This window comes from Streptomyces sp. 3N207, from assembly GCF_052246355.1.
GTDB lineage: Bacteria > Actinomycetota > Actinomycetes > Streptomycetales > Streptomycetaceae > Streptomyces.
The window spans coordinates 186,332-206,993 of sequence record NZ_JBQQBV010000012.1 but is presented as its reverse complement, the minus strand read 5'-3'; the positions used below and the strand labels follow the sequence as shown (position 1 = coordinate 206,993).

17 protein-coding genes and 1 pseudogene are annotated in these 20,662 nt (G+C 69.1%); 9 read left to right on the top strand and 9 right to left on the bottom strand.

The window, feature by feature from the left end; translation table 11 throughout:
* Positions 1-50: 50 nt before the first annotated feature.
* The 3 genes and pseudogenes from ACTWP9_RS20455 to ACTWP9_RS20445 form a co-directional block, all read right to left on the bottom strand.
* Positions 51-407: a hypothetical protein gene (locus ACTWP9_RS20455; protein WP_443247668.1), complete on the bottom strand. Its 357-nt coding sequence runs from the start codon at positions 405-407 to the stop codon at positions 51-53.
* A 291-nt stretch (positions 408-698) separates the two neighbouring features.
* Complete coding sequence (locus tag ACTWP9_RS20450) at positions 699-875, bottom strand: hypothetical protein (protein WP_443247707.1); 177 nt, start codon at positions 873-875, stop codon at positions 699-701.
* A gap of 750 nt (positions 876-1,625) precedes the next feature.
* Positions 1,626-1,850, bottom strand: a pseudogene (locus ACTWP9_RS20445) (helix-turn-helix domain-containing protein); the annotation flags it as partial.
* Positions 1,851-2,092: 242 nt separating this feature from the next.
* Between ACTWP9_RS20445 and ACTWP9_RS20440 the strand changes: the two are divergent.
* The 3 genes from ACTWP9_RS20440 (at position 2,093) to ACTWP9_RS20430 (ending at position 5,861) form a co-directional block, all read left to right on the top strand.
* A complete protein-coding gene (locus ACTWP9_RS20440) occupies positions 2,093-3,085 on the top strand; it encodes a peptidoglycan-binding protein (protein ID WP_443247667.1) in 993 nt (330 codons plus the stop codon).
* Between the two features lie 292 nt (positions 3,086-3,377).
* Positions 3,378-4,403: an endonuclease/exonuclease/phosphatase family protein gene (locus ACTWP9_RS20435; RefSeq protein WP_443247666.1), complete on the top strand. Its 1,026-nt coding sequence runs from the start codon at positions 3,378-3,380 to the stop codon at positions 4,401-4,403.
* 306 nt (positions 4,404-4,709) lie between these two features.
* Positions 4,710-5,861 (top strand): hypothetical protein, encoded by a 1,152-nt coding sequence (locus tag ACTWP9_RS20430; protein WP_443247665.1) that lies wholly within the window; start codon positions 4,710-4,712, stop codon positions 5,859-5,861.
* 652 nt (positions 5,862-6,513) lie between these two features.
* On the opposite strand, the gene ACTWP9_RS20425 is transcribed toward ACTWP9_RS20430, so the two are convergent.
* Positions 6,514-7,074: a dihydrofolate reductase family protein gene (locus ACTWP9_RS20425; RefSeq protein WP_443247664.1), complete on the bottom strand. Its 561-nt coding sequence runs from the start codon at positions 7,072-7,074 to the stop codon at positions 6,514-6,516.
* 157 nt (positions 7,075-7,231) lie between these two features.
* Between ACTWP9_RS20425 and ACTWP9_RS20420 the strand changes: the two genes are divergently transcribed.
* Positions 7,232-7,933 carry a TetR/AcrR family transcriptional regulator gene (locus ACTWP9_RS20420; RefSeq protein WP_443247663.1) on the top strand — a complete coding sequence of 234 codons (702 nt, stop codon included), beginning with the start codon at positions 7,232-7,234 and terminating at the stop codon, positions 7,931-7,933.
* 27 nt (positions 7,934-7,960) lie between these two features.
* Here the strand turns inward: ACTWP9_RS20420 and ACTWP9_RS20415 are convergent, their stop codons facing one another.
* A complete protein-coding gene (locus tag ACTWP9_RS20415) occupies positions 7,961-9,508 on the bottom strand; it encodes a multicopper oxidase family protein (RefSeq protein WP_443247662.1) in 1,548 nt (515 codons plus the stop codon).
* 121 nt (positions 9,509-9,629) lie between these two features.
* Positions 9,630-11,618, bottom strand: a complete 1,989-nt coding sequence (locus tag ACTWP9_RS20410) for a PDR/VanB family oxidoreductase (RefSeq protein WP_443247661.1) — start codon at positions 11,616-11,618, stop codon at positions 9,630-9,632.
* A gap of 140 nt (positions 11,619-11,758) precedes the next feature.
* Here ACTWP9_RS20410 and ACTWP9_RS20405 point away from each other — a divergent pair, with 140 nt between their 5' ends.
* Together ACTWP9_RS20405 and ACTWP9_RS20400 are read left to right on the top strand one after the other, a co-directional pair.
* A complete protein-coding gene (locus tag ACTWP9_RS20405; RefSeq protein ID WP_443247660.1) occupies positions 11,759-13,006 on the top strand; it encodes a sensor histidine kinase in 1,248 nt (415 codons plus the stop codon).
* A complete protein-coding gene (locus ACTWP9_RS20400; protein WP_443247659.1) occupies positions 13,003-13,686 on the top strand; it encodes a response regulator in 684 nt (227 codons plus the stop codon). Before ACTWP9_RS20405 ends, ACTWP9_RS20400 begins: the two co-directional genes overlap by 4 nt.
* A gap of 3 nt (positions 13,687-13,689) precedes the next feature.
* Here ACTWP9_RS20400 and ACTWP9_RS20395 read toward each other — a convergent pair whose 3' ends face one another.
* The gene (locus ACTWP9_RS20395) at positions 13,690-14,406 is read right to left on the bottom strand and encodes a winged helix-turn-helix transcriptional regulator (RefSeq protein ID WP_443247658.1); all 717 of its coding nucleotides are present in this window, start codon (positions 14,404-14,406) and stop codon (positions 13,690-13,692) included.
* Between the two features lie 159 nt (positions 14,407-14,565).
* Here ACTWP9_RS20395 and ACTWP9_RS20390 point away from each other — a divergent pair, with 159 nt between their 5' ends.
* On the top strand, positions 14,566-15,138 hold the full coding sequence (locus ACTWP9_RS20390) for a dihydrofolate reductase family protein (RefSeq protein WP_443247657.1): 573 nt from the start codon (positions 14,566-14,568) through the stop codon (positions 15,136-15,138).
* A gap of 435 nt (positions 15,139-15,573) precedes the next feature.
* Positions 15,574-18,024, top strand: coding sequence for a SpoIIE family protein phosphatase (locus ACTWP9_RS20385; RefSeq protein ID WP_443247656.1), 2,451 nt, complete (start codon positions 15,574-15,576; stop codon positions 18,022-18,024).
* Between the two features lie 60 nt (positions 18,025-18,084).
* Here the strand turns inward: ACTWP9_RS20385 and ACTWP9_RS20380 are convergent, their stop codons facing one another.
* Positions 18,085-19,209, bottom strand: coding sequence for an FAD-dependent monooxygenase (locus ACTWP9_RS20380; RefSeq protein ID WP_443247655.1), 1,125 nt, complete (start codon positions 19,207-19,209; stop codon positions 18,085-18,087).
* A 109-nt stretch (positions 19,210-19,318) separates the two neighbouring features.
* Here ACTWP9_RS20380 and ACTWP9_RS20375 point away from each other — a divergent pair, with 109 nt between their 5' ends.
* The gene (locus ACTWP9_RS20375; RefSeq protein ID WP_443247654.1) at positions 19,319-20,035 is read left to right on the top strand and encodes a TetR/AcrR family transcriptional regulator; all 717 of its coding nucleotides are present in this window, start codon (positions 19,319-19,321) and stop codon (positions 20,033-20,035) included.
* Between the two features lie 49 nt (positions 20,036-20,084).
* Here ACTWP9_RS20375 and ACTWP9_RS20370 read toward each other — a convergent pair whose 3' ends face one another.
* A complete protein-coding gene (locus ACTWP9_RS20370; protein ID WP_443247653.1) occupies positions 20,085-20,501 on the bottom strand; it encodes a Fur family transcriptional regulator in 417 nt (138 codons plus the stop codon).
* Positions 20,502-20,662 lie beyond the last annotated feature (161 nt).

Here is a 20,662-nt window from a genome sequence, read left to right as displayed (position 1 = left end):
ACCTGGCCTCCCATGCAAAGGACCGGGCAGGGGCCACTGGAAATGCGCTTCTACGTGCCACCGTCTACGGCAGCGACAAGAGCGAGGTATGCGCCACGTGACTTCGTGATCGTCAATGGACCGATGTTGATGGTTCCCTTCACGGTGCCGCTGCTGACGCTGACCGTCTGCACGGTCATATCTCTGCCCGCATGGAACGTGTTCTGCGTCGCTGCGGTTTCCAGTCGCGCCGCGAAGTCTGGGTCGTCGGCCAGAGCCCTCGTCAGGACCGTCCGCACCTGGCTTTCCCGCTTCAGAGGATCCAGGCTCCTGATCGAGCTGCGCCAGTGCCGCACGCCCTTCTTCAGATCCGCCGAGCCGGTCCCTGACCAGCCGGGATACCTCCTCACCGGCTGCCGTTCCCACACAGGTGCCTGCCCCCAGTTGCCAGACCGCTGATCATCTGCATGACGATCGATGTCAGGTCAGCCGCTTCCATGCACACCCTCCGCCCCCTATGACAGCCGTGGTCAGTAAGGGCCCTACCCCGTCTCTTCGGCTGGACCACCACTCAGCACTGCCTGGCCACAGGTTGGGACTCAGCGCTGCTTTGAGCAACTGACGGCACTTCATCCGAGAGCTTCGCCCCCATCTCGTAGCGCCACTGCGGTGGGCGAGTATCGGGAGTGCAAGGCGTGACGCGGCTCGGTGGCTGGTCGTCAGTTGGTGCTGCTGCGCGTGGCCTTGGGGCAGGACTTGGTCGCGCCGCCGTCGTCGAGGTTGTCGCCGGAAAGCCAGCCTTGCCACTGTTGTTCTTTGATCCGGGCGTAAGTCCAGCTGTGGCCGTGACTGTTGGTGACAGAGCACCAGTAATACACCACGGTGCCGGGGGTCACCGCTCTCACATTGCTGCAGAGGGTATATGGGCCGGTCTTCATGTTCCCCGCGCCCGTGAGTCGGCCGTAACCAGCGTCGACGTTGCTGATGCTCCCACTGCCTGAGCAGCCCGGTTGGGCTCCTGGCTCCGCTGTCGTGGGGGTGCTCTTCGTCGTGCTTGTTGGGGAGCCGGTGCGGGCGGGGTGCTCACTGGAAGGTTGTTCACGCGCCGGGGCGGAAGCGGTGTGAGGTGCAGGGGAAGTGGGCGTCTCCGGCGGTTTTGTGGGCGGAGAGGAGGAGCGGGGGGACTTGGCCTGTGGGGGCGCCGCTCGCTCGGCGGGGGGTGAGTCGGCTGTCTCGCGCAGCAGGTACCAGCCACCGGCCGAAAACAAGATCAAGGAAGCCGTCAACAGCACCAAGAAACGGCCGCCGCCGTACCGAGACGCCGTGTGCGGGGCACGGTCAGCGGATATGCGCTCGACCGGTGAGACAGGCCCAGATGTGGGTGCCGCCTGCTGCGGCGGGACATCGGCAACGGCGGCGTCCGAACCCGCTGCCATGTCGCCTGCGGCCGGCCCGCGGGGCGCCGGATCGCTGACCTCCTGCCCGGCTTCTACTGGTGGATGCTCCTCCTCGCCCTGGCCCACCGGAAGAGCTTCCTCGGAGACGTCCGGTTCGAGGGTGCCCGCCGCCCGCTGTACCCGAGCCTGACGCGCTCGATCCCACAGGGTGAGGAGACGCGAAGCATCGAGCTTGCGCCGGGCGCACAACGCTTCAACCGCCTCGCGGGGCGGGAACGCACCCTGGCTGAAGACGCGGTGCCACGAAGCTTTGGAGTAGCCGGTGCCGTGAGCTAATGCCTGCAAGGACAGACCGCTGGCCTCGCGAAAGCGCCTCAGCTCCTCATACAGCTCGCGCTCTTCCGGCAGCACATTCCTACGACGACGTTCGCTTGACTCACTACTCACGTGTTTCTCCAAGGCGTCGCGGTGCATCACGCAGTCGTCCGTCTCACGCGCTCTGTCTCATTGCGCAGCTCACAGCGTTGTGACGGTGAGCTGAGACAAGACGGAACGCGACGAAACGGCATCAGGCTACCGACGAGCCGACCCTTGACGGAGGGTCAGGTGTGGGTTCCGGGCTCCAGTCCCGGCTCTGGGTAAACCGCCGGCCCCGAAGGCTTCACGCACCACACCGGTGCAGGGGCCGAGACACCACCACCGCCTGAAAGGCCACCATGCTTGTTTCGTTGCGTTCGCCCCTTGCCTCTCAAGTTGCGGTACAGCTCCCGGGGGCTCCGCACCCGAGAGCTGTACCCAGGCGTGTGCTGCTGTGCGTCCTTGCTCTGCTGATAGCCGCCTCCGGGCTGCTGCTGGCAGCACCGCAGGCGTCAGCCACTCCGCAACCGTCCACCCGTCAAGTGCAATGGAATCTCGCCGGCATGGGGTATCTGCCCTTGTCGGGCGTGGACGGCATCAACGGTCCACAAACACGTCACGCAGTCCGCACCTTCCAGGGCGATGTCTGCATCAGCGTCGACGGCATCGCCGGACCTGACACCGGCGCCCACATGACCCGGCAGGTGCGGAAGATTCAAGCAGCAGTCGGCACCGACCAGGACGGGGCATACGGTCCCGACACCAAGAAAGCCGTAGAACGCTACCAGCGCGCCCACGGCCTGACCGTCGACGGCATCGTCGGCCCCCGCACCATGCACGACATGAACATCCCCCGGAGCACGCGGTGTCACGCGGACAGTGACCAGGATCGTACGCGGCCGGCACCCGGTCCCGAGCGCCAGAAGCCACCGGCACCCGGTTCCGTGCGCCAGAAGATTGTCTCCATCGCAGCCAGCCAGGTCGGAGTCCGTGAAACAGCGAACAACTGCAACCCGTACGGCTCCTGCGCCGCCTGGTGCGCAATGTTCGGCACATGGGTGTGGCAGAAGGCCGGCGTGGAAGTACCCGATGAGGCGTTCACCGGAGCGTGGTTCAACTGGGGTGAGGCCAACGGGCATTCCACCCGGGGCCACCGCGGCCTGCGCCCCGGAGACGCCGTGATGTACGGCACCGGGCCTGCCGACCCGAGCACCAGCCGCCACGTCGACCTGGTGGAGAAGGTGCATGCGGACGGGAAGATCACCGTCATCGGCGGCAACGTCCAGGACAAGGTGACCCGACGCGTCAAGGACCCGGCCGTCGCGGACATCTACGGGTACGTACGCCCCTGACGCTCCCATCCGGCCGTGGGGTGCAGTCCATTGCGGCACCCCACGGCTGACTCGGCCAGGAGAGGGCGGTCCGCCGGCGAAAACCCCTTGCGGCTCAGGTCGCAGTCCGCACCTTCCAGCGCGACGCCTGCATCAGCGTCGACGGCATCACCGGCCGCCAACACAAAGGAAGCCGTGCAACATCACCAAAGCCCAAGATTGGGAAAAACTGCAGAAAACTGCCTCAAACCACGCCTGTTACTGACGGCGGAACATATTCGACACGCTCAACGCACTGTTCGGAGAGGACACCATGGACTTGAACAGACGACAATCACTGCGTAGTTCGCTCGAGGCTGGCGCCGCTGCTAGGAAACCTGGCTTTGCGGCCGTGTTGCTCTCCTTGCTGCTCGTCCCGCTGTTGCTCGCCACGCCTGCTTCAGCAGCCAGCGCCGACAGCAAGGACCGCAGCGTCGCCAGTATCGGGAAGGTCGAGAGGGAGGCGCCGCTGAGCATCCAGTCGCAGGCGAAGCTGAACCCGCGCGATGGCATCCACACTCCGAGTGGGAACGCGAACGCGTACCCGACGTTCCGCGCCCAGCCCAACCGAGTAGGGACGATGAACCTTTACAACCCCGGGGGCCGCGCGGTCGATGCTGCCGCCGACGTGCTTGCCCGCTACAAACCACAAGTGGTGGGCTTGCAGGAGGCATGCAGCAAAGACGTCATTAAGCTCCGCGACAAGCTGCGCGAGCGAACAGGCATCAACTACCACGCAATCACCGCACACTTCCTGCCGTTTTATGACCCATTGCACGTGGGTCGATGCTGGGACACAAGCGGCGATGGCGGCTTCTACGGGATCGGAATGCTGACCGCCTCACCCATCACCGCCTCGGGCTCGCATAGCTACGAAAAGGGCGGCACCGAGAACCGCGGCTACCTCTGGGCGAACACGCTCGTCGACGGGGTCGAAGTCCGCGTGTTCAACACGCACCTCGCCCAGGCTGGCCAAGCCAGTGAGCGTCGCTCGGAGGTGGCCGAACTCGTCGGGGAGGCAGCGCGCCATGACCGTTCCCTCGTCGTCGGAGACTTCAATGCCGAGCCGCAACAAGACGAATTGAAGGGCATGTGGACTGCCTTTCGCGAGGCCGACCCTGGATGCGGACCGGCCTACAACGCAACGTGCACAGTGACCGCCAACGCCTCCCCTCGGCGTAAGAAATTCGACTACGTGTGGATCAACGACGCCTTTCAGTTCGGTCCGGGCGTGACCACCGTGGACACCTGGTCCGACCACGACTTCGTCTTCAGCGACGTCGACAACACGCTCTTCTAGCTGTCGCACCGCTGCAAGGTCCAATCCGGCTCCCGCGCCTCTTCCTGACGTGACGGGCGCACATTGGTTCAGCCGGCCAGCCCGGAGGCCCTGGGCCGTGGCTCCAGTACCGGGGGCCTCGCCGAGGGCCCACTGGGATGACTGGGACGTCGCGCGCTCGTAGTCCGCTTCCTGGCGCGGTGCGCCGACGCACCGCACAAGCCCCCCCGGCCCCACCCTTGATGAGGGCACAGCCGGGGGGTCTTAACTAACGGGATGTCACATGCTCCCGTACGCTGCTGTCTGACTTCGAATGGGGAAAACGGGATGGTTGATGCGCCGAAGGCAGCTGTGGCTCTGCTCTCGCTGGCGTTGGCAGCGAGCCTCGTCGCGTGCTCCGCGGACAGCGACCCGAACGGGGCCGCAACAGGCGGGAACGCCCAGGGCAAGGGCGTCAGCGACGACTTTCCACGCAAGAACGTGATCGTTTCGGCGGTGTGCTCGCCGGGGAACGGCAGGGGCGACGCCGTCAAGGTCGACGGCTGGGACCCGCGAAGCTGGAAGCACGTGGCGCACGCCGAGTTCAAGCTGCCGGACACGGCGGTCGTGCAGTCCGACAAAGGCAGGCCCAACACCGCTGTACGGGATCTGTGCGAGCCCCAGCCGGAGCCCGCCAGTGCCTCGGACACAGGCGCCATAAGGTCGCTCTTCGACAAGGACTTCACGAAGATGGCCGTGGTCACCGAGGACCCGAAGACCGAAGCGAGTCACGTCGGATACGTCGACCGCTCGGGCAAGTTCACCGATCTGACCGGGACCAAGGACTTCGGCGATACCCCGCACGAGGACAACGCCGCCCTCTCGCCGGACGGCAAAACGGTCTGGTTCACCTACGACGTGGAAGACGGCCCCGAGGGCGCGTCCTCGGGCCGGGTCGCAAGCCGGGCCATCGCCGGGAACCACAAGCCGGTCGACCGGCTGAAGGTCCAGGTCGTCGGCGAAGATCGCCTCACCGTGCTGGGGTCTCCGGCCCGGGGCGTGCTGGCCGGCGGCGCTCATCTCTCGCCGGACGGCAAACGCCTCCTCGCCGACGGCTACGTGCTGGAGCTCCCTCCGGGGGGCCGCTCGGTGGGCCAGGAGCTCATCGAGAAGGGCGAGTTCCTCTCCTGCGGGGAGGACTGGCTCGACGACGACTCGGTGCTGTGCGGTAGCGCGGAGCCCGCGGACCACAGGTTCGCCGCGTTCGACGCCTCCGCGGACGCGAAGCCGGGAGCGCCCGTCCTCCCCCGCAACGACCATGAGAACTTCGCCATGGTGCTCTCCCCCGACCGGCAGGAGTTCGCGTTCCGCTCCGTGAAAGGGACGGTGAGCAACTACTTCCTTTCCGGCACCAAGCCGGGCTCCACGCCCAAGAAGGTCAAGAAGACTGGCGCGTTCTCAACTCTCGGCGACGGCGCGGTGTTCATCGACTGGCGGTGATAACGCAGGGTCCAGGGGCAGTCTCACCTGTAGTCTCATCCGCCCACGTTCGCAGCCGTTCAATTCTCCCGTCTGGCGGTGAGAACCCGCGAGTTGAACGTGCCTGGACTGCGTCGAACCACAACGTGGGGAGCTGGAAAGCGTGTTGGGGGCAACCCCTCACGAGTTCGAATCTCGTATCCTCCGCCCAGCTCTCACCGGACTGAACGTAGGGCCCCACCGCTCCGGCGGTGGGGCCCTACGTAGTTCGTGGTCTCAGTCTTGGTCTCAGTTGCTGCGCCGGCTGCCTCGTGGGCCCCTCTGGTTCAGGGCGGCCCTCAGGGGGCACGCGTCAGGCCGCGTTGCGGCCGTGGTGCCGCATCAGCTGCCACCGGCGGGTACCCCGGCGAGGCTGCGACGGCGACCCTCTTGGCCGTCGAAATCACCCAGGGGCGTTGATGTCTGCGCATCGGCGGCTGGCTGAGCGGGTATCGCCGGTCGGTTGCCCCGCCTCACGTACAGGTCGCGCAGCACCGGCACCCCGGCAGTCCTCGCCGGCACGGCATTCCCGGTCGATCTCCTGCTCGGCGTCCTCCGTGTCGGACGCCGAGCCCAGCAGGCAGCAGAAGGCAGCAGAAGCAGCAGAAGGATCTCTCTTTCGTGAGCGGTGCGGTCAGGCGCGGGTGTAGCGGAGCAGTACGACCTTGGAGTCGCAGGTGCGGGCCTCGGCGAGGCGGAGGTCGAACCGCTCGGGGTCGTGGAACGTCGGCTGCCCACCGCCGAGTATCACCGGGTGGACGGAGATCTGGTATTCGTCGATCAGTCCGTGCTCGGTGAGGAAGGCGGCCAGCGTGGTGCCGCCGAAGAGCACCAGGTTGGTGCCCGACGCCTTGAGCTTGGTGATCTCGTCGGCGACGTCGTCCTTGATGACGCGGGTGTTCCAGTCGGCCTTCTCCAGCGTGCGGGAGACGACGTACTTGGGGAACTCCCGCCAGACCGGCGCGAACCGCAGGTCGTGCGGGTCGTCCGACAGCTCCTCGGCCCGGGGCCAGAAGCCGGACATCATGTCCCACACCTTGCGGCCGTAGAGGAAGGCGTCGGCGAACTCGTTGAGTTCCTGCCCGTGGTCGGACAGCTCGGACTCCATGATCGGCCAGTCGAACTCCCCGTTGGGTCCCTCGATGTAGCCGTCGACGGACTGAGCGACGAAGTGGATCAGCTTGCCAGCGGACATGGGCACTCCTTGGGTGGGTGACGTGCGTAGGGGGAGGTGGGCACCGTTGTGCGGGTCGTTGCCCGCCTCGTAAACTGTTTCCCTGAGACGCTGTGTACCTTAGACACAGTTTTCTCAAGCCGACAAGTCTCAAGCCGACGAGGGAGAGGGAGAATTGATGGGTGCGGACGACGATCCGAACGCGCTGGCCGGGCTGTTGTGGGAACGTCGCGGGCCGGCGAGAAGGGGCCCCAAGCCCGCACTCGACCTGAACCGCATCGCTCGTACGGCGATGGCACTGGCTGACGACGAAGGACTGGAAGCCGTGGCCATGCAGCGCGTCGCCGCCGAGCTCGGCTTCACGAAAATGGCCCTGTACCGCTACGTGAGCGGGAAGTCCGAGCTGACCGCCATCATGATCGAAGCGGCGGTCGGCGACCCGCCCGACCTCAGCTCGGTGACCGGCTGGCGGCCCCGGCTGGAGGAATACGCCCGGCACCTGTCGGCTGCTTGGGAGCGCCACCCCTGGCTGCCCGCGATCACTGCGGGCGACCGCGTTATGGGCCCCAGGGAGACCGGCTGGAGCGAAAGCGCCCTGTGCGCCCTGGACGGCACACCGCTCAGTCTGCGCGAGCGGATGGATGCGATCGTGCTGATTTCCGGGCACATCCGCGCCACGCACCGGGCTGCCGTCGCGGGCACGCAGACCTGGACGTCGGGCCGGTCCCGGCCCGTCATGCAGGACCTCATCCGCCGCCATGCCGACCGGTTCCCCCGGCTCGCGGAAGCCGACGCGGAGCCGTCCTCCACCACGACGCGCGAGTTCGGGCTCCAGGCCATCCTGGACGGCCTGGAACAGGTCATCACCGGGCGCGAGTGAGCTCCGCACCGTGCCGAGCGCGTGGCCTCAGTGGTGGTCATGGCCGCCGCTTCCTGTCCTGCCCGGCGTTCCCGGCTGCTCGCCGGGCTCGACCACCATGAACTGGCCCATCAGTCCCTGGTCTTCGTGGTACAGGATGTGGCAGTGGTACATGTACGGCATGGTGCGGTCGCTGTGGTCGCGGAAGCGCATGGCGAGGCGGAAGGGGACGCCGGGACGGGTGTGGACGGTGTCCTTCCAACCCGTGAGTTCGGGGGGAGGCGGTTTCCCGGCGACGGAGAGCACCTGGAACTGGACGTCGTGCACGTGGAAGTTGTGCGGTGTGCCGTCGGTGGCGGTGACCTCCCACACCTCGGTGGCGCCCAGGTCCACCGCGAAGTCGGTACGGCGCATGTCCATGCTCTTTCCGTTGATCGTGAAGCCGGACAGTTCGAACTTCCGGTCCACGGCGGCGGTTCTGGGGGCCAGCGCCGGAGCGGTGGTGAGTTCGTCCGGCAGCCGGGGTGAGGGTTGCAGGGCGCGGGCTGCGCGGAGTTCGAGGATGTCCAGGGTGTCGTCCCCGCCGGCGAAGCGGCGGTCCCAGAAGTTCAGGCCGAGGTCGGGAGGGTAGCTGCGCAGCACAGTCCGCTCCCCGGGGCGCAGCGTCACCACGATCTCGGCGCGCTCGGCCGGGGAGAGCTGGATACGGGTGGTCCTGTGAGGGGCGGGGAGCAGTCCGCCGTCGGTGCCGACGAGCGCGAAGGGCCGGTCGTCGTCGAAGCCGAAGCGGTAGATCCGGGCGTTGGAGGCGTTGAGCAGCCGCAGCCGGATACGTTCCGTGGTGACCGGTTGGTACGGGCCGGTGGTTCCGTTGACGCAGATCACATCGCCGAGGAGGCCGACCTCGCTCATCCGGGGGTGGCTCTCGTCGAGCTGGTTGGCGTCGTCGAGGCGCTTGTCCTGCACGATGACGGGGATGTCGTCGATCCCGTAGCGGCTGGGCAGCGCGCCGCCACCGGGGCCGGAACCGGGGCCGGTGGGCTCCGTCTTCGGCTCGTCCAGGATGAACATGCCGGCCAGCCCGCGGTACACGTGCCGGGCGGTCGCTCCGTGCGGGTGCGGGTGGTACCAGAGGGTGGCGGCCGGCTGGTCGATGGTCCAGGCCGGTGACCAGGTCTCGCCCGGCTTCACCGGCTGGTGCGGGCCGCCGTCCATGCGCGCGGGCAGGTGCATGCCGTGCCAGTGCAGGCTCGTCGTCTCGCGCAGAGCGTTCCGTACGTTCACGCGCACCGTCTCGCCGCGGGCGGCCCGGAGCGTGGGCCCGAGGTAGGGGCCGTTGATGCCCCAGGTGGCGGTGCGGCGGCCGGAGCGCAGCCGGTGCCTGCCCGGCGCCGCGCGGAGTGCGAACACCTTGCGGCCCTCGGCGTCGCGGCGTGCGGGTGCCAGGGGCGGGACGGCCAGGCGCCGGTTGAACTCGACGCGGCCGACGGTGTCGGTGTCGGCGGCCGACCACCACCATCCGAAGGTGCCGCCCGTGCCGGCAGCGGCGGCACCCACGCCGCCCAGGCCGGCCTTCAGCAGCGTACGGCGCTTCACCGGCGGCCCTCCCTGGTGGCGGTCGCGTCGGCGGGTGCGGGGGCCGGTGTCCGGTGCGTGGGCATGTGGGGACTCCAATCGGCAGTGTGGGCAGGGGTTTTCGGTGCGGTGCGGAGGGAGCTCACAGGTCGAGGGCGATGCGTCGGCCGCGTGCCCGGGAGACGCAGGGGTAGATGAGGTCGCTGCGGTCGCGCTCGTGCTCCTGCAGCACGCTGTCGCGGTGCTCGGGGGTGCCGTCGAGCACGCGCGTCTCGCAGCTTCCGCAGACGCCGTCCGCGCAGGAGAAGTCCAGCGAAGGCTCGACCTCCCGGATCGCCTCCAGCAGGCTGTGGCCGGGCTCGACCCGTACCACCTCTCCGCTACGGGTCAGTTCGGCGTCGAAGGGCTCGTCGGCCTCAGGGCCGGGCCGGTCGGCGGCGGCGAAGCGCTCCGTGTACAGCCGTCCGTGGGGGCAGGCCGTCCGCATGACGGCCGAGACCTCCTCGAGCATCGGCGCGGGCCCGCAGCAGTAGACCGCCACGCCCTGCGGTGCGGCGCTCAGGAGTTCTTCGAGGGCGGGACGCCGGTCGGTGTCCGACGCGGTCACCCCGACCCGGCCCGGGTAACGGCGGAGCAGGTCGTCGGCGAACGCCATGGCCGGGCGCGTACGTCCCCGGTAGAGCAGCTTCCAGTCGGCGCCCTCGGTGTCCAGCCGCCGGATCATCGGGAGGAACGGGGTGATGCCGATCCCGCCCGCGAGAAACACATACGCCGGGGCCGCTACCAGCGGGAAGTTGTTCCGGGGGCCACGGATCGCGACGGTGGCACCGAGGCGGAGCGCGTGCGCCTCGACGGAGCCGCCGCGGCCGTCGGGTTCCCGCAGCACCGCGATCCGGTAGGCGGCCACGGCTTCCTCGTCACCCCGCCCGTCCTGCCCGCCGTGGCTGCCGTGGCTGCCGTGGCTGCCGTGGCTGCCGTGGCTGCCGAAGAGGGAGTACTGGCGCAGCTTTCCGGACGGCAGGACCAGGTCGACATGGGCCCCCGGCTGCCATGGGGGCAGGGCGCGACCGTCCGTGCGCCGCAGCTCCAGCGAGACGACGCCGTCGGCGAGTTGCTGGACCTCGCCCACGGTCACCGGGGTCTCCTGCGCGGTCCCTGTCCGCGTCCGCCGGGCGGCCGACGGGGTCCTGGTCGGGGCCGGGGCCGGCGCCCCGGCACGACGTGCCCGTTCGCTGCCGTGCCCCCAGCGGGTCCTGCCGCCGGGCTTGACGACGGAGAGGATGACCGCGACCCACAGCAGCGCGGTGAACGTGGCCAGGCAGATTGCCAGGGCGAGGCCGGTGCCGCCGGGCTCGGCGGCGGGGTCCTTCGTCAGCGCCTGAAGAGTCCTGATCCACTTGCTCTCGATCAGGGCCGCGAACGTCGGCAGGCTCAGCGCGATGACGAACTTGAGCAGCACCCACCAGTGCCTGACCAGGCCCCACGGCGTCCCGAGCGAGAGGACCAGGCCGGAGAGCACGGCCACCGCCATGCTGGGGATCACGAGGGTGAGATCGAAAAGGTGCATCAGCTCGTAGGCGCCATGCCGGACGGCATGGGTGTCCGCGGTGAGACCGGCCACGGCCAGGACCGTCATCGCCGTGGACAGGCCCAGCCAGCTCACGGCGACGCCGATGTGCACCGTCAGCCAGGTCTTGCGGGCGCTGCGCCCCAACCGTGGGAAGCGGGGCTTCAGGAGCACGACGAACACCGCGGACAGCACCATCCCCGCCAGCGGCTCGAAGTTGCCGAAACTGAACAGGAACTGCAGCGGGATGAACAGGAGATGGAAGCCGATGAGCGTCCTGCGGGCACGCGCCGCGCGCGCCGGGCGCCGCAGGGTGACGGCGCAGACGGTCACCAACGGCGCGGCCAGGAGATAGCCCACCACGCCTGCCGACTGGATGGCCGGGAAGACGCCGTCCTCGCGCAGGCTCAGCACCAGCGCCGTGCCGACGCAGAAGAGGGCGAAGACCAGCTGTCCGGTCGGCACGAGGCCGGATCGGCGGGGTGCGGGGGAAGGCCGGGAGTGCTGCGCCTCGGTCCCGGGGCGGTCCCGGGGCGGGCGGACACGTGAGGTTGTCGTTGGCATGGTGCCAGCGTCGTGAGCGCGAGGGCGCCGCGCGTCCGCCGATCACCGCGCTCCGCGTCAGCGGAAAGACGCACGCCCGCGGCGTCCCCGTACAACTATCGATGGACGCTCCCCCGCCACGGCGTGGCTAGCCTCACCTCATGAGTTGGTCCCAGCACTATGCGGCCGTACGGGAGCGCGTCCGGCCGGTCGCCGACGTGGCGGTGGCACTCGCCCTCGCGGTGACCACCGCTTCGCGGGACGGCCAGTCCGCCAACTTCGCCTACCTCGACGCGTCCCCTCCGCTCTGGCCGGCCGTTGTGCTGGGGCTGCTGACCGGCGCGGCGGCCTGGCAGCGGCGGCGCCGCCCGGAGCTGTTCCTGCTGTGCGCCCTGGTCTCCTTCGTGGTGCTGGCGTCATGGGTGGTGGTGATGGTCGCGCAGTACACCCTGGCGGAGCGCACCACCTCCTGGCGGAAGGTGGCGCCGGCCACGCTGCTCGCCCTCGTGGTGGTCGCCATGCCGGTCTGGCGGCTGGGCGGCCCCGACGCCGCCGCGCCGATCAGCCTGGGGATCTGTCTGCTGCCGACACTGCTCGGACTGTACGTCGGCGCCCACCGCGCGCTCCTGGCCGAACTGCGCGAGCGCGCCGAACGCGCCGAACGGGAACAGCGCCAGCGGGTGCTGCAGGCACGCAGCGACGAACGCGCCCAGATCGCCCGGGACATGCACGACGTGGTCACCCACCGGGTCTCGCTGATCGTGCTGCACTCCACTGCGCTGGAAGCCGCCAGGGGCGAGACCGCCCTCACCCTCGGCCGCCAGATCGGCACCATCGGACGCGAAGCCCTGAGCGAACTCCGCTCCCTGGTCGAAGTGCTGCGCGCCGATACGGACGTACCGCTGGCCCCCCAGCCCGGCCTGGCCGAACTCGAGGACCTGGTCGCCGAGTCCCGCCGTACCGGAATGCCCGTCACCCTCACGATGACCGACGGGGTCGGCGACGGGGACGGAGACGGAGACGGGGAAGCTGCGCCCGAACTGCCTGCCCTGGTCCAACATGCCGTCTACCGCGTCGTCCAGGAAGCCCTGACCAATGTGCGCAAGCACGCCGGTGACGCCGAGACCCACATCGAGGTCCGGAACACCCCTCAGCTGCTGCGGCTGTCGGTGACCAACCGGCGCGGCACGGCGGGCAGCGCCCCCGGCTTGCCCAGCGGAGGACACGGCCTGCTCGGCATCGCCGAGCGCATCCGCCTCCTCGGCGGCGAGTTGACCGCCCGGCCCACCGGGGACGGCGGCTTCGAAATCCTCGCGGAGGTCCCGCTGGACGAGCCCCCGCACGTCGAAGACCACCGCGAGGGAGCCCACCGTGCCAAGACCTCCCCGACAACCGAAACGGCCCGATGAGCGAGACGATCAGCGTCCTGATTGTGGACGACGAATGGATGGTGCGCTCCATGCTGCGCACCATCATGGAATCCGCCCCGGACATCACCGTGGCCGGTGAAGCGTCCGACGGCAACACCGCGGTGAGCATGGCCGCGACCCTCCGGCCGGACGTCGTCCTGATGGACATCCGGATGCCCCGCGCCGACGGCCTGACGGCCACCGAGCGGCTCGCCCGCTCGGCCCACCCGCCGCACGTCGTCGTCCTCACCACCTTCGACCTGGACGACTACGTACGGACCGCGCTGCGCCACGGCGCGGTCGGCTTCCTGCTCAAGGACGCCACCGCAGACGACATGATCACCGCAGTGCGCAGCGCGGCCCTCGGAGACGCCATGCTCTCCCCCAAGGTGACACGCAGGCTGCTGCGGCACTTCACCAAGGACGACGAGGGACGAAGCGGAACGCAGACCGAGCAGCGGGCGGCCGAAGCCCGGCAACGCCTCCAGGCCCTCACGGCCAAGGAGCGCGAGGTGCTCGTCGCCCTGGGCAGGGGGCTGTCCAACACCGACATCGCCGCAGCGCTGCGCATGAGCGAGGCCACAGCGAAGACCCACATCAGCCGGATCCTCACCAAACTCTCCGCCACCAACCGGGTCCAGGCCGCCATCCTCGCCCACCACGCCGGCCTCCTCGACTGATGGCTAGGCGTCAGTTCCAGAAGACCCGGAAGGTCCAGAAAGCCCAGAAGGTCCAGAAGCAGCGCCGACAGGTGCGGGGAGGCTGAACATGTTCAGGAAGCGCCCGGCCGACGCGATGTCGCCCTCGACCTGGACGTCTCCCGCGGCGGTTGCCTCACTGAAGCCGTATCCGGCGTACACCACGCGCGCGAGGACGGTGGGCGGTCCGGTGACGACGGCGTCCGGCCCTTCCTGCGAGCCTCGCTCGACCAGGAGTGTCCCGTCCGCCAGGACCACGCGGGCAACCTCCTCCCCCACGTGCAGCTCGTACGTTCCGCGCGCACCTCCGGCACGGCCCCGGTCGAAGTTCGTACGCAGGGACAGCAGGAAGGAGGTGGCGCTCAGCTGGGCGGTGCGGTCGTGGTCGGGGGAGCGGACGGCCCAGCGGCCCAGTGCCCGTAGCAGCGGTTCGAGTTCGTACCCCCAGTCGGTGAGTTCGTAGACCGTCGCGCTGGTGGGCGGCGGGAGCCGGCGCTTGCGCAGGACGCCGGAAGCCTCCAGCTCGCTGAGGCGCTGGGCAAGCACGTTGGTCCCGATCCCGGGCAGATCCGCGCGCAGTCGCCCGTATCTCTTGGGGCCGAGGAGCAGCTCGCGCACCACCAGCAGCGCCCAGCGCTCACCGACCAGATCGAGCCCGTGGGCGATCCCACAGGCGTCGTGATAGCTCCGCTTCGTTGCCATGGCAGCAGTCTACCGACAGGACTTCCACAATGAAACCGACTACTTGCTTTTTAGAAGTAACCCCTCTACGTTGATCACAGCCGGGCAGGAGCCGGCTCCGCTCCGGCGACGGAGACAGCACGCGATATGAGACACCCAGGACACTCAGGAGACTTTGAGATGCGCACTCTGATCAGCACTGCCTTCGTCTCGCTCGACGGCGTCGTGGAGGCCCCCGGCGGCGAGGCCGGCTACCGCAACTCCGGCTGGACCTTCAAGGAGGTCGAGTTCCTCCCCGAGGCGTACGAGATCAAGGGCCGGGAGCAGAAGGAAGCCTCGGCGATACTGATGGGCCGGGTCAGCTACGAGGCGTTCAGCCCCGTCTGGCCGGACATGGAAGAGTTCACCGACTACAAGCCGATGCCGAAGTACATCGTCTCCTCCACTCTCGGTGAGGACGCCCTGGTCGACAACTGGGGCGAAAACACCATCCTGCGCACGCTCGACGACGTGGCCGCACTGAAGGAGACCGAGGGCGGCCCGATCATCATGCACGGCAGCGCCACCCTCAACCGAAACCTCTCCGACGCGGGCCTGATCGACCGCTACCACCTGCTCGTCTTCCCGCTGCTGCTCGGCGCGGGCAAGCGGCTCTTCAGCGCCACGGACAAGGACACCCAGAAGCTCAAGCTCGTCGAGCACGAGGCGTACGCCAACGGCATGCAGCTGAACATCTTCGACGTCGTCCGCTGAACGACGTCGTCCGCTGAACGGAGTGAGACCCCGGCCGGGCCGACTGCCGGCCGGGGCCTCATGCTGTGTGCCCCGCCAGGCGAACCTGCTCCCGTGCGGCAATCTCGGACCGCGCCTCGCTGGAGGTGCTGGCCGACCACGCGCCGGTCTGGCATGAGGGCGCCTCGGAGCTGGAGAAATCGCCGGGCGCCGAAGCCTGCCGAAAAGCGTCACCGATCTGACCGGTGACGTTCCGCAGCAGGGGACCGATCACATGGATGTACCGGGCCGCAGCCCCTGGCTTCTGAGGCGTGCTCCGTGACGCCGGCGTTGTTCGGGAGCGGCCTCTCCGGGGGTGGCCGGGGGTGCGGTGGGCATGGGGGGCGCTGCGGCGGGACGCTGGAGGGGGTACCCGGAGGTCGGTGGGGTTCCCGGCGCCCGGCTCCGGTCGGGGCCATGACCGGCAGGGGGGTCATATCTGGAGGCAGAGTGGAGGGACACGTTCCGGAGGGCTTGGCGGTTGTCGTCGACGCCGGTGGCGCGATCCTGGTGTGGAGCGCCGGAGCCCAGCAGCTGCTCGGATACGAAGCCGCCGAGGCCGTGGGCCGGGCCGCCACCGATCTGCTCGCCGCCGACCTGCCGGGTTCCACACAGCGTCATCTGGCCGACGGGCACCGGTGGGCCGGTGAGGTGGCGCTTCGGCACCGGGACGGAGACCGTGTCGTGGTGCGGCTCCAGGGAACGCCGCTGGTGGACGCGGGCGGCAAGCGGCTCTGGCTGCTGACCGGCGCCGCACCGGCGAACGTGGCCGGGCGGCCCGAGCCGGAGGCGGCGCCCCTGTGGGACCTCGCGCTCGCGCAGCTCCCCGTACCGGTGGCGGTCTACGACCGGGAGGCCAGGCTGGTGGCCTGCAACGAGGTCATGAGCCGGGTGATGGGCAGGACCGAGGAGGAGATGCGCGGCCTGACCCTGGGGGAGATAGAGCCGAGGGCGCCCTTCGACGAGTACGACCGCCTCCAGCGGCAGGCCCTGCGCACCGGCGAGATGGTCTTCCACGAGGCGCACGGCCGGGCTCCCGGTGAGGTCCGGGGGCACTCCTGGTCGATGTTCTTTTCGCCGTTGAAGGATGAGACCGGCGCTGTTCAGGGACTTTCTGCGGTCGTCTTCGACACCACGGAGCAGTACTGGGCCCGCCGCCGCCTGGCGGTGCTCAACGACGCGAGCATGCGCATCGGCAGCACCCTGGACGTGACCCGGACGGCCGAGGAACTGGCCGAGGTCGCCGTGACCGGGTTCGCGGACTTCGTCACCGTGGACCTGCTGGAGCCCGTCGCGCTGGGCAGCGAGCCGGAACCCGTACCGCTGAACGAGCCGGTCACCGTACGTCGCACGGCACAACGGTCCGTGCTGGAGGACTGCCCGGAGTCGGTGGTCGCCACCGGTGACGCGACGTTCTACCCGGTGGGGACGCCGCCGATCCGGGCACTGGTCGGCGGTCGGGGCACCCGGCCCCAGCGGGGAGATCCGGGGCTGCAGGAGTGGATCAGGTCCGTCCCGGCCCGCGCCGAGTCCATGGCCAAGTACATGATCCACTCGGTGATGATGGTGCCGCTGCGAGCCCGGGGAGTGACCCTGGGCCTGGTGCACTTCATGCGGCACCGGACGGCTGAGTCCTTCACCGATGACGACCTGCTGCTCGCCGAGGAGATCGTTGCCAGAGCCGCGGTGAGCGTGGACAACGCCCGCCGTTACACCCGTGAACGCCGCACGGCGCTGGCGCTCCAGCGCAGCCTCCTTCCCGAGCGGCCGACGCGCCTGCCGGCGACGGAGGTGGCCTACCGCTATCTGCCGACCAGCTCCGGTGCGGACATCGGCGGGGACTGGTTCGATGTCATCCCGCTGTCCGGTGCCCGGGTCGCCCTGGCCGTGGGCGATGTGGTGGGACACGGCATTCACGCCTCGGCCACGATGGGCCGGCTGCGGACCGCCGTACGGACCCTCGCGGATGTCGACCTCGCCCCCGACGAGCTGCTCACGCAGCTGGACGACCTCGTCATCAAGCTCGACCGGGAGGAAGGCCCCGACGTGCGCAGGCAGGCGGAGGCGGCGTCGGGGGAGGTCGGGGCCACCTGCGTGTACGCCGTGTACGACCCGGTGTCCCGCCGCTGCACCATGGCCCGCGCCGGGCATCCGCCGCCCGCCCTGGTCACGCCCGACGGCGTCGTACGGCTGCTCGACCTGCCGGCCGGGCCGCCGCTCGGTCTCGGCGGCCTGCCGTTCGAAGTCGCCGAGATGGAGCTGGAAGAGGGCAGCCTGCTGGCCTTCTACACCGACGGCCTGGTCGAGGCCGCCGACCACGACGTCGAGACCGGGCTCGCCCTGCTGCGGCAGGCGTTGAGCAGCCCGGCCGGCACCCTGGAGGAAACCTGTGACCAGGTGCTGAGCTCGGTGCTGAGCGGCCGTCCCGCCGACGACATCGTGCTGATGCTGGCCCGGACATCCGCGCTCGACGCCGACAAGGTACGCACCTGGGAGCTGGCGCAGCACCCTTCGGCCGTGGCCCAGGCCCGCAAGATGGCGGCCGACCAGTTGGCCACCTGGGGGCTGACGGAGGCGGCGTTCGCCACCGAGCTGATCGTCAGCGAGCTGGTCACCAACGCTCTCCGGTACGGCACAGCCCCCGTCACACTGCGGCTGATCCACGACTCGACCCTCATCTGCGAGGTGTCCGACGGCAGCAGCACCGCCCCTCATCTGCGCCGGGCCCGCGTCTTGGACGAGGGCGGGCGCGGGCTGCTGCTCGTCGCCCAGCTCTCCGAGTGCTGGGGCAGCCGCCAGACTCCCACCGGCAAGACCATCTGGGCCGAACAGTCGCTGCCCGCCGAACCATCCGCCGCCCCACCCTGACGGCACTCGGCTGCTCCGCGAGCTGCGGGACGGCGTTGAGCGTTCTGCCACCACCGGGGATCAGAGCGTCCAGCCGATGACCGGAGCGAGCGAGCGGACGAACGCGGAACGTGGCGTCATGCGCATGAATGCGTTGCGCGCCGGGGTGAGCGCCGGACCGAATCGATGCGCCATCGCCCCGATCCGGCGTGAGCGGCGGGCAATCATCTGGGTTCGCGGTCGGCGAGCACGGTCGTAGGCCGCCAGCCCTTCGGCCACGGTGACCTGCTCCATCGCCCTCGCCAGCACGACCGCGTCCTCCAGTGCCTGGCACGCGCCTTGTCCGAGGTCGGGCGTCATCGCGTGTGCTGCGTCGCCGACCAGCGCGACCTTGCCGCTGACGTACGTGTGCAGGTCCGGCAGCTGACAGGTGTCGTGGTACAGGGCACTGTCCGCGTCCGCGTCGTCGAGGAGCGCCGGTATCGGGTCGTGCCAGTCCGACAGGCGTCGACGCAGTTCGGGGAGCCGGCCACGGACGCCTTCCGCCGCGGTGACCATGACGTAGCAATAGACCCGTCCGTCCGGCAGCGGCGCGTAGCCGACACGCACCCCTCGGCCCCAGGTTTCGACGCTGCCTTCGACAGCTCTGGGCTTGACGATGAGGCGCCAGGTGCCGTAGCCGGCATAGCGGGGCCCGGTTGCGTCAGGCCACACCGACCGACGTGTGATGCTGTGCAATCCGTCCGCGCCCACGACGAGGTCTGCCGCGGAGTTGCCCTCGGTGTGTGTGACGGTGCCGTCGCCGAGCACCCCTCGTACCTCGATACCGGGCCGGAGCGCCTCGGAAGGCAGCGCGGTCCGCAGCTGGGCGAGCAGTTCGGCGCGCGGCAGCATGACCCACCGGCCATAGCGGCGTTCCAGTTCGTCCGTGTCGTTACGGACCAGCCAATTCCCGCGCGCGGCCCTGATCCCGCGGGGCGGGCCTGCGAAGGCGCCGGCCCGGATGGGCGTACCGAGCCCCAGCGCGTCCAGTGCGCGCAGGGCGTTGGGCTGAATCGCCAGGCCCGCGCCGACCTCGGTGAACCGAGGGGCCCGCTCCAGGACTTCGATGCGCCAGCCGCGCTGGTGCAGCGCCAGCGCCGCTGCGAGCCCGCCGATGCCGCCACCGATCACGACTGCTTTCCGGGCGTGCGACGTCCGAGCCATCTCTCTCCCTCTCTCCTTATGACCTCTAAGTAAATCTAGGAGTCGTAAGGAAACATAGATGCTCTAGAGTGTCAAACCTGCCGAGCGACGAGGGAGACGAAGGAGAAGGATGGCCGCACAGACCAGTGCCCGCCGGAGCAGACAGCGACAGGCCACCGTGGCCGAGATCCGCACAGTCGCGCGCCGACTGCTGATCGAACGCGGGGCAGCCGCAGTGACGATCAACGCGGTCGCCAGGGAGATGGGGATGAGCGGCCCCGCTCTGTACCACTACTTCTCCGGCCACGACGAACTGGTCGGAGCCATCACCTCGGACTTCTTCCAGGAACTGGCCGAGGAGATGGAAGCCGCACGCGAGGCCACCTCCGCCGACCCGCCCGCGCGGCGGCTCCTGGCCATCTGCCGCGCGATGCACGGCTGGGCGAGGTCACACCCCGCCGAGTGCCGCTGGATATTTGCCAGCCCGGTGGCACCGCCGAACAGGGAGCCCGACTCGCCCCGGCACCGGGCCGGGCGCCACTTCGAGCAGATCTTCCTGGCCGAGGTCACCGCCTTGTGGGAGACGCAACCGTTCGCGGTGCCGGACCTCGATGACCTGGCGCCGTCCCTGCGTGAGCAACTGCGCCAGTACGTGGCCTCGACAGCGACTCCGCTGCCGCCGGAAGCCGCGCATGTGTTTCTGTCCTGCTGGATCAAGCTGCACGGTCTGCTGTGCCTGGAAGCGCTGCACCAACTCGACTTCGCCTACTCGGATCTCACCCCGGTGTTCGAGGAGTGCCTGCGCGACATCTGCCACATGCTGGGCCTGAGCTACGAGAAGCCATGACCGAGCAACTCGGCTCGGGAGACTGGGGCGCAGATGGTCAGGGGCAGATTCAGTGGCCGGTGCAGTCGGGGCACAGGCCCCGGTAGGTCACCTCGACGGCGGAGACGGTGAAGCCGAACCGCTCGGAGGCGGGCAGATCTGTCAGTGGATCGCCGTCAGGGTGTACGTCACGGATTGTGCCGCAGCGTGAGCAGAGCAGGTGGTGGTGAGGCCGGTGGGCGTTCGGGTCGTAGCGCTTGGCGCGGTCGTCGGTGGCCACCTCGAGCACTTCGCCGAGGGAGACCAGCTCGCCGAGGGCGTTGTAGACGGTCGCGCGGGAGATCTCCGGCAGCCGGGCGGTGGCGCGCGCGAACACCTCGTCCGCGGTGAGGTGGACGTGCTCGCCGTCGAGCACCTCGGCGACCACCCGGCGCTGGGCGGTCATCCGCCAGCCACGTCCGCGAAGCCGTTCCAGCAGGTCACTCATGACCACCAGCCTAACCATCGTCTGCCGACGAAAATCTTACGGGCCTGGTTTCCGTATTGACTTGGATTTCGTCCATCGTAGGATCGGTTCCAGCGACAGCCAAGGGGCAGGACACAGCAGGAAACACCGTGATGGTTCAGCAGATGGGTCCGATCACATTC

Coding starts and splice junctions, on each gene's coding strand:
- ACTWP9_RS20440 (WP_443247667.1), top strand. CDS start 2,093: ATGCTTGTTTCGTTGCGTTCGCCCCTTGCCTCTCAAGTTGCGGTACAG.
- ACTWP9_RS20435 (WP_443247666.1), top strand. CDS start 3,378: ATGGACTTGAACAGACGACAATCACTGCGTAGTTCGCTCGAGGCTGGC.
- ACTWP9_RS20430 (WP_443247665.1), top strand. CDS start 4,710: ATGGTTGATGCGCCGAAGGCAGCTGTGGCTCTGCTCTCGCTGGCGTTG.
- ACTWP9_RS20425 (WP_443247664.1), bottom strand. CDS start 7,074: ATGTCCGCTGGCAAGCTGATCCACTTCGTCGCTCAGTCCGTCGACGGC.
- ACTWP9_RS20420 (WP_443247663.1), top strand. CDS start 7,232: ATGGGTGCGGACGACGATCCGAACGCGCTGGCCGGGCTGTTGTGGGAA.
- ACTWP9_RS20410 (WP_443247661.1), bottom strand. CDS start 11,618: ATGCCAACGACAACCTCACGTGTCCGCCCGCCCCGGGACCGCCCCGGG.
- ACTWP9_RS20405 (WP_443247660.1), top strand. CDS start 11,759: ATGAGTTGGTCCCAGCACTATGCGGCCGTACGGGAGCGCGTCCGGCCG.
- ACTWP9_RS20400 (WP_443247659.1), top strand. CDS start 13,003: ATGAGCGAGACGATCAGCGTCCTGATTGTGGACGACGAATGGATGGTG.
- ACTWP9_RS20395 (WP_443247658.1), bottom strand. CDS start 14,406: ATGGCAACGAAGCGGAGCTATCACGACGCCTGTGGGATCGCCCACGGG.
- ACTWP9_RS20390 (WP_443247657.1), top strand. CDS start 14,566: ATGCGCACTCTGATCAGCACTGCCTTCGTCTCGCTCGACGGCGTCGTG.
- ACTWP9_RS20385 (WP_443247656.1), top strand. CDS start 15,574: ATGACCGGCAGGGGGGTCATATCTGGAGGCAGAGTGGAGGGACACGTT.
- ACTWP9_RS20380 (WP_443247655.1), bottom strand. CDS start 19,209: ATGGCTCGGACGTCGCACGCCCGGAAAGCAGTCGTGATCGGTGGCGGC.
- ACTWP9_RS20375 (WP_443247654.1), top strand. CDS start 19,319: ATGGCCGCACAGACCAGTGCCCGCCGGAGCAGACAGCGACAGGCCACC.
- ACTWP9_RS20370 (WP_443247653.1), bottom strand. CDS start 20,501: ATGAGTGACCTGCTGGAACGGCTTCGCGGACGTGGCTGGCGGATGACC.